This window comes from Zooshikella ganghwensis DSM 15267, assembly GCF_000428585.1.
Taxonomy (GTDB): domain Bacteria; phylum Pseudomonadota; class Gammaproteobacteria; order Pseudomonadales; family Zooshikellaceae; genus Zooshikella; species Zooshikella ganghwensis.
The window spans coordinates 1-7,229 of the sequence record NZ_AUAF01000191.1 but is presented as its reverse complement, the minus strand read 5'-3'; the positions used below and the strand labels follow the sequence as shown (position 1 = coordinate 7,229).

At 37.2% G+C, this 7,229-nt stretch carries 6 protein-coding genes; 2 read left to right on the top strand and 4 right to left on the bottom strand.

Going from position 1 to position 7,229, the window contains the following annotated elements; all coding sequences use genetic code 11:
• The 3 genes from F607_RS34930 to tnaA all read right to left on the bottom strand — a co-directional run.
• Positions 1–206 (bottom strand): IS4/Tn5 family transposase DNA-binding protein (locus tag F607_RS34930; protein WP_027709985.1); only part of this gene is annotated, 206 nt, incomplete at its 3' end.
• Positions 207–280: 74 nt separating this feature from the next.
• Positions 281–1,303 (bottom strand): aromatic amino acid transporter, encoded by a 1,023-nt coding sequence (locus F607_RS31385; RefSeq protein WP_211233702.1) that lies wholly within the window; start codon positions 1,301–1,303, stop codon positions 281–283.
• Between the two features lie 115 nt (positions 1,304–1,418).
• Positions 1,419–2,840, bottom strand: coding sequence for a tryptophanase (gene tnaA / locus F607_RS0123250; RefSeq protein ID WP_027709984.1), 1,422 nt, complete (start codon positions 2,838–2,840; stop codon positions 1,419–1,421).
• 1,416 nt (positions 2,841–4,256) lie between these two features.
• Here tnaA and F607_RS0123245 point away from each other — a divergent pair.
• A complete protein-coding gene (locus F607_RS0123245) occupies positions 4,257–5,171 on the top strand; it encodes an aldo/keto reductase (RefSeq protein ID WP_027709983.1) in 915 nt (304 codons plus the stop codon).
• Positions 5,172–5,576: 405 nt separating this feature from the next.
• Positions 5,577–6,743, top strand: coding sequence for a lipocalin-like domain-containing protein (locus F607_RS31380; RefSeq protein WP_051311763.1), 1,167 nt, complete (start codon positions 5,577–5,579; stop codon positions 6,741–6,743).
• A gap of 222 nt (positions 6,744–6,965) precedes the next feature.
• On the opposite strand, the gene F607_RS31375 is transcribed toward F607_RS31380, so the two are convergent.
• On the bottom strand, positions 6,966–7,229 hold a 264-nt coding region (locus tag F607_RS31375; RefSeq protein ID WP_038292126.1), incomplete at its 5' end, for a transposase.

Below are 7,229 nucleotides of genomic sequence, written 5' to 3'. Positions count from 1 at the left end.
TGACCCGCTAGTATTTCACTTGCTTCTACCCGTTCATTTGATAAAAAACGATAAAAAGCTTTAGTGGATGCCCACTCCTCACATATCTCAGGTATGGATTTACCACTTTTTTCGGATAAACAAGCAACAATACTTTTAAAACGAGTTGTCAAACGCTGATCTTTAAATGCACATCCTGACAGCTCTTCATTTAGCCAAGAATCCATTGTTTTTTGCCCAAAAGTCCACTTTTGGCAACTAAAGTGACATAACCTTGTATTCATTGCAAATTTATGGGTAATTAAATGGCATACCCGATTGCCGTTACAAACCCAAATGGAAATAGTAATGATAAAATCAAAGGTGGAATAAAAGTCACAATCCATGTCTTACTGCGACCAAGCTTACTATTTTCGAATTTAAAATAATCAGCAAGAAAGTCAAATACCCCGAGACCGACTCCAATGAATGAAGAAAGAATAGCTGCCATCGAAAATGCATTAATTGCTTTAGCAACACTTTCTGACTCAATCACAGAGCTTAGTGCGCCAAGTAAAGCATCAACATTTCCACCTTGTTCAATAATGGGGCTAAAGTCACTTCGAGGTAAATTACCAAATATGCTTAATATCCAAAGAAAATAGAGTGCTAGTGCAATCGTAGTGCCACCGATAATAGCATATTTTGCTTTTCGTTCTTCTCCATAATACGCTCGCATAGAAGATACCGAGTGATGATAACCGAAAGAGGTTAGTGCGACTGGAAACATGGCTAACGCGTAAGGAGCGTATTCTGCTTCTTGATTGATTGTGTCAAGCAGAACACACATATCCACATTTATAGCGAGTCCAGATACACCAAATACAAAGCTAAGTACCATAAATGCAATAAGAATAACCGAAATACGATCTACAGCACGTGTTGAATGCCATACAAAAATTGAAAATACGGCAACAAATAACACTGAAGCAAGTTTACTATTAATATTCAGTAGTTCTTGTAAAATAAGACCAGAAGAGGTGATGTAAGCATATAATAAAATACCTCCTACAAAGTACACGGCTATGTTATTTAACATGTTGACCTTGTGGCCTAACATCTTTTTTGTAACCGTATTAAAAGAAACTCTTAAATCGAAGTGTTTGAATGCTTCCAGCAACATCCATCCGGAAATTGTCATGACAATCATCGTTAAAGTGATGGCAAGCAACGACCAAAATGTCCAGGCGCCGGCACCAGCACTGGGTAGCCCTAACATACCAGCACCTACACAGACGCTGGCTATAATGCAGGACCCACCTAGCAGGGAGGGTTTAGTTTTCATTGTTTTATTCTCTTTATCGTTATAATTACGTAATTAATACGTTGTCGATACAACTTTTAGGTATGAGTAGTATTCAGATAAATGCAGCCTATTCAGGCTACATTTATTGTCGAAATTAGTTCTCTACTTCTTTCAAACGTGCGGTAAAATGACGGAGCACTTCAGGCTCATAGGTAAATGTTAAACCTTTTACATATGATGCATTTGCTTTCACTTTTTCAAATGCCTCAATAATAAAGTCCATATGAGTTTGAGTATAAGTAGCCCGAGGAATGGTTAGCCGCAACAGCTCAGCTGGGCAGGGATGTTGTTGACCTGTGACTGGGTCTCGACCCAATAATAATGAACCAATTTCAACTGCTCGAATTCCTGCAACTTTATATAACTCACAGGCTAGTGCATGTGCAGGAAATTGATCTGCGGGAATGTGTAGCAATAGCTTTCCAGCATCAACAAAGGCAGCATGTCCCCCTGCTTGTTGGCAAACTATGCCTGTGGACTCTAAGCCATTGACCAGATATTGAACTTGGTTGATTCGATAAGCTAACCAGTCTTGGCGCATACCATCATATAAGCCAACCGCTAAGCGTTCCATTGCTCCGCCCTCCAAACCACCGTAGGTAGGAAAGCCTTCTTGAACAACACATAATGTTCGGCATTCGTTGTATACATCCAGCATGGATTTATCTTTAAAGCAGAGAAGTCCACCCATTTGGACCATGGCATCTTTTTTGGCGGACATTGCTAAAGCATCTGCATATTTGTAGCTTTCAAACGTTATCGCTTCAATACTCCAGTCCTGATATTCTGGTTCTCGTTGCTGAATGAAATAGGCATTTTCAGCAAAGCGTGCGGAATCCATAATGACTGGAATTTCATAATGTTGAGCAATCTCATAAACAGCTTTCAGGTTAGCAATTGAGACAGGTTGTCCACCAGCAGAGTTGCAAGTAATGGTGCTAACGATATAGGGCACATTTTGCGGCCCTGCTTCAAGGATTGCATGTTCTAGCAGTTCTAGATCAAAATTGCCTTTAAAGTCAGCTGAGATAGAAGTATCAAAAGCTTCTTTAGTGAATACATTTTTTGCAACACAAGCGTTAAGTTGTGTATGACCTTGGGTGGTGTCGAAGAAGTAGTTTGATAGCGCCACCATTTTAGTGCGATCTAGCCCTTTTTCTTTTTCACGCTTTTTAATTAGTACAGGGATATATATTTGTTCTGCACCACGACCTTGGTGAGTTGGTATGGTGTACTCGTAACCAAAAATATCTTTTACCGCATCAGCGAGAGCGTAATAGCTGCGACTACCGCTATATGCTTCATCACCAATAAACATCGCAGCCTGCATTTCCTGTGTTATTGCACCTGTCCCACTATCAGTCAGCAAATCAATGAAAACATCCTTACTATCTAATAAGAAAGGGTTCATACCTGCATTTAAAATTGCTTTTTCACGATAGGCTAGCGTAGTTCTTTTTACTGGTTCAACAACACGGATACGAAAGGGTTCTGGAAGATGTCTAAAATTATTCACGAAGTTAATCCTAGTAAATTAAATATAAATTACTGTGAAATATTTTTTTTGTCAAAAATATCCATTCCTATTACTAAGTAGGATATAGTTGCTTATTGATAATCGTTTTTATTGAATAGAGGCTGTGAAATACTCATACTCTGAAGAGTAAATTAGTAAATCAATATTTAAAAACGATATATGTAAGACTCGGGAGGGATTACTTACTAGGGAAGAAGAATGCAATTTTGAAATCGTGAGTATACCAGATACTTGAATAATTGTACTGATCCATACCATCACCTACTTGAAATTTAAAATTTCAAACTACTAGCAACACTATCTAAAATGAAACAGCAAATCACTGAAATAAAATTTAAAGTGAGATTTTGTTAGCAAAAAACACGCTATTTATTTTATGACTACACGTTGATGTTCTTCAATGGACTTGAGTATAACGTAATAGTAGAACTGAGTGTGATACCGTTCGCTCGATGATTTATACCACAAAGGCTGAGAAAACTTAATGTAGCAGGTTTGCAATTAACTTTAATGCATAAAGGGTAACTTCTTTATACTCGTATGAATGGGTACTTATTAAAATTAGTACGAGGTTAATGTAAGTAAGTGAGCATAACAACCTAATAATGAATTATGTTTATTAAGTATGAAATACTCATTTTAGATCAAGTGAGAGAAGTACAAGGTTGATTGGGTATCATCATCTGTACGATGTTGAGTTAATTGTGAAAAGTATTGCACCTATCCAGCTCAAGTGTAAGTAAAAAGGAATAATTAATATGTATAAGCAAGTGTGGTTAATGAACTGCCTTTTTTTATTCAGGCAAAAACACTACTGCACAAATATTTTAAAACACAATAATAATTGATTCGTTTTGGGTGAGGTTAATTAAAACTATTTTAAATTGATATTGGTATTTCTTTTAGGTTAATTATAAATAATCTTAAAGTGCAGATTTGTAACTCTCCACGAAAAATTTTTATGAAGTTAGGCTTGTTTAGTCTAGTAAAACTAATACTCTAAAAATGATTCGTGACTGGTAAAAAAATCACTCAAGCCTAATCTGTTATTCTTCACCAGTATAAATTGCTTTATTATGATAACCAGATAAAATCTGGCTTGCTGAGAATTGATATATTATCCGCCCACTAAGGAAGCTTTGCTGTTAGGCTTTAGGAGTCAGACCATTCAAGGTGAAAAAACAACCAGGAAAATAAGTGAATAAACACTTTGAATACCGTTTTCTTGGAAGACTGCTGGTCTATTTTCATCCTAAATCATGTGAAATAAGCAACCAGCCATTTCCCTGGGGTTAATATATTTATCTGAAGACCTATACCTGTAGATAAAATCGTCAATCATGCAGGTAACTATACAGCAAGTCACCTTGAATGGGCTAGTTTTAGGAGTACCGTATGAAGTTTGTGCCAAAAGTACAAATGTCACCTAATGGACCTTCTTTTTCCAGGTTGGTACAGGGTTATTGGCGTATGAATGAGTGGGGTATGTCATCTCAAGAGTTGCTTACCTTTATTAAGCAGCATATTGAGCTAGGTATTACCACAGTTGATCATGCACATGTCTATGGCATTCCCCCTTGTGAAAAGCGCTTTGGAGAAGCGTTAAAGCTAAACCGAGGGATACGAGATTCAATTGAAATAGTGTCCAAGTGTGGTATTCAACCTGTAAGAGATAACAGCAGTACAAGAAAAGTTAATCACTACAATACAAGTAAAAAGTACATAATAGAATCCGCTGAATTGTCTTTGCAGAGACTTGGCATTGACTTTTTAGATGTTTTATTGATTCATCGTCCTGATTTTCTTATGAGTGTAGATGAAGTAGCTGATGCATTCAGAGCACTGTATGACAGTGGTAAAGTAAAACATTTTGGTGTATCGAACTTCACCCCTTCACAGTTTAGTTTGTTACAGACTCGGCTAGACTTTGAACTAGTGACTAATCAGGTTGAGATAAACCCTCTGAACATGTCTTGCTTGGAAGATGGCACACTGGATCAACTTCAAGCACTCCGTGTTAAACCTATGGCTTGGTCTTGCTTAGCTGGTAGCAGAATTTTACTAGAAAATACAGAACAAGCGATAAGGATTAGATCGGTATTATCAATCATAGCGGATGAAATTCAGGCAGCTTCCATAGCGCAAGTGCTCTATGCTTGGGTACTTCGTTTACCAACAAACCCTGTCGCCTTGCTTGGTAGCGGTAAAATTGAGCGTATTACCTCTGGGGTTGAGTCGTTGAATCTTCAGTTAACACATGAGCAATGGTATCGAATTTGGGTGGCTGCAAAAGGGCATAATGTTCCCTAACAGTGATATTCAAATAATGTTAACAAGCACTAATATAAGCACTCAATATCACTGGTATATAAATTAATGAAGCCCCTGAGTAAGTTCTGCGGTAATAAACTTGCCCAGGGGCTTCATCGTTTGAAATCCCCTCTAAAAACCTTCGTTTTGGGTATATTTCACCTATAAGTACAATAATAGATGTATAAACTTGTTAAATATCAAAAAACAGATGTATTGCATTAAGCATAATAAACATTGACTATTGTTATGATTTGCAAAGTGAGAGTAATCAATATTTTTCTGTAAGACTGTTTAGAAAAAGTAATAGAAAAGATCTTTTCCATAATGCACTATGGAAGAAAAGGAACAGTTCTTAGTGATATTTAAAAACTCAGATTCGTATAATGAAAGGAGATATATTATATGAAACTAACTATTCACCTGACTTTATTATTGTTATTGGTGCTAGGGTTTATAAGTAATATTTTTGCGGATTCAAACCCTTATTTAGGTACTTCAAATGAAGATTTTCAAAAAGAAGGAGTAAGCCCCAACAAAATTGAAGCTTGGGAAGATGGACTTAGAACGACAACTGAGCCAGGTACATATGAGTGGTGGTACTTTGATGGTCATATGGAAGATGGAACGAAGGTGGTGGTTGTTTACTATACAAAAAGCCTTTACCGCCCCATGGATCCCTTTACACCAAGTATAAGCATTACCATTACCTCTCCTGAAGGTGATGTTTATTATAAATATAAAGCATTTACCGCTAAATCAGCTTTCTTTGCAATAGATAAATGTGATATTAGGATTGGAGGAAACGCTGTTTCAGGTGATTTAACGAATTATCAAATCTATGCAAGTATTGACGATTTAGCAGTTGACTTAAACTTACGCAGAATGGTGCCCTCTTGGCGGCCCGGAAATGGACATGTATATTTTGGAGAAGAGAAGACGCAAAAATATTTTGCGTGGCTTCCTTCTGTGCCCAATGGTGAGATGACAGGTACAATTAGCTACAATGGTGAAACTCACAGTGTTCAAGGCTCAGGTTATCATGACCATAACTGGGGAAATGCAGCGCTTTCAAGTTTGTTAAAAAACTGGTGGTGGACCAGAGTTCAAGTTGATGATTACACCTTAATAGGTGCTGAACTGCGGACTCGAGATGAATATGGTGATATTAAGTTACCACTATTTGTTGCTATAACCCCTGAACAAATAATAGCAGATAAAGCATTCGAAAATACGACAATGGAACTTAAGGAATCAAACTTTGCAATTCACCCAGACGTAGGCAGCAATGAGCTCATTGCTAGACAATTAAACTTTAATTATGAGCAAGAAGATAAGCTTATTGTAAATTTAGATTTGCAACTGAATGAAATGATCGGATCAAAAGATCTTCTTAAGCTTTCAACACTCAGCGATGAGGAAATTGCTGCAGCAAAAAAAGCAGGTGCTTCACCTTGGTACACACGTTTTTCAAGTACTGCAACGATTAATATTATCGAGAGATTAAACAAAGGATTTTCCTTTGTCACTGCCGATGGGTTTGCAGTAACAGAAAAAATGGATTTTGAGTAAAATATACCTACAACGAAGGTTTGTAGGTCAAGCCCATTGAATGATTAGGATGGCAGTTAAGCACGCAGAACTCGATGTTCTTTAGAGATGACCTTTAGAGTTATACAATAAGCCTTGGTAATGTTTTAGGAGCACATTAGAGCAGCTGTGTTGAACTGTTAGGTTAAGCGCTATAGATCGCGCGTAAAGACCCTGTAAATATTTCTGTGTATCCGCCCAGTTTTAAATATAGGGTCTAAGTCGATCCTCAAACTCAATCATAAATCGATTTAACGCCGCTTTCCAATTTCGAATCGGCATTGTCCACTTTTTTGATGCATCTTGAATCGCTAAGAAAATAACTTTTCTTGCCGCATCATCCGTTGGAAACAGTTTACGCTTTTTAATCGCTTTTCGAATGACACTGTTGAGTGACTCAATCGCATTCGTCGTATAAATCGCTCTTCGAATGTCATCAGGGTAGTTGAACAGTGTCCTTAAGTTTTC

Coding starts and splice junctions, on each gene's coding strand:
- F607_RS31385 (WP_211233702.1), bottom strand. CDS start 1,303: ATGAAAACTAAACCCTCCCTGCTAGGTGGGTCCTGCATTATAGCCAGC.
- F607_RS0123245 (WP_027709983.1), top strand. CDS start 4,257: ATGAAGTTTGTGCCAAAAGTACAAATGTCACCTAATGGACCTTCTTTT.
- F607_RS31380 (WP_051311763.1), top strand. CDS start 5,577: ATGAAACTAACTATTCACCTGACTTTATTATTGTTATTGGTGCTAGGG.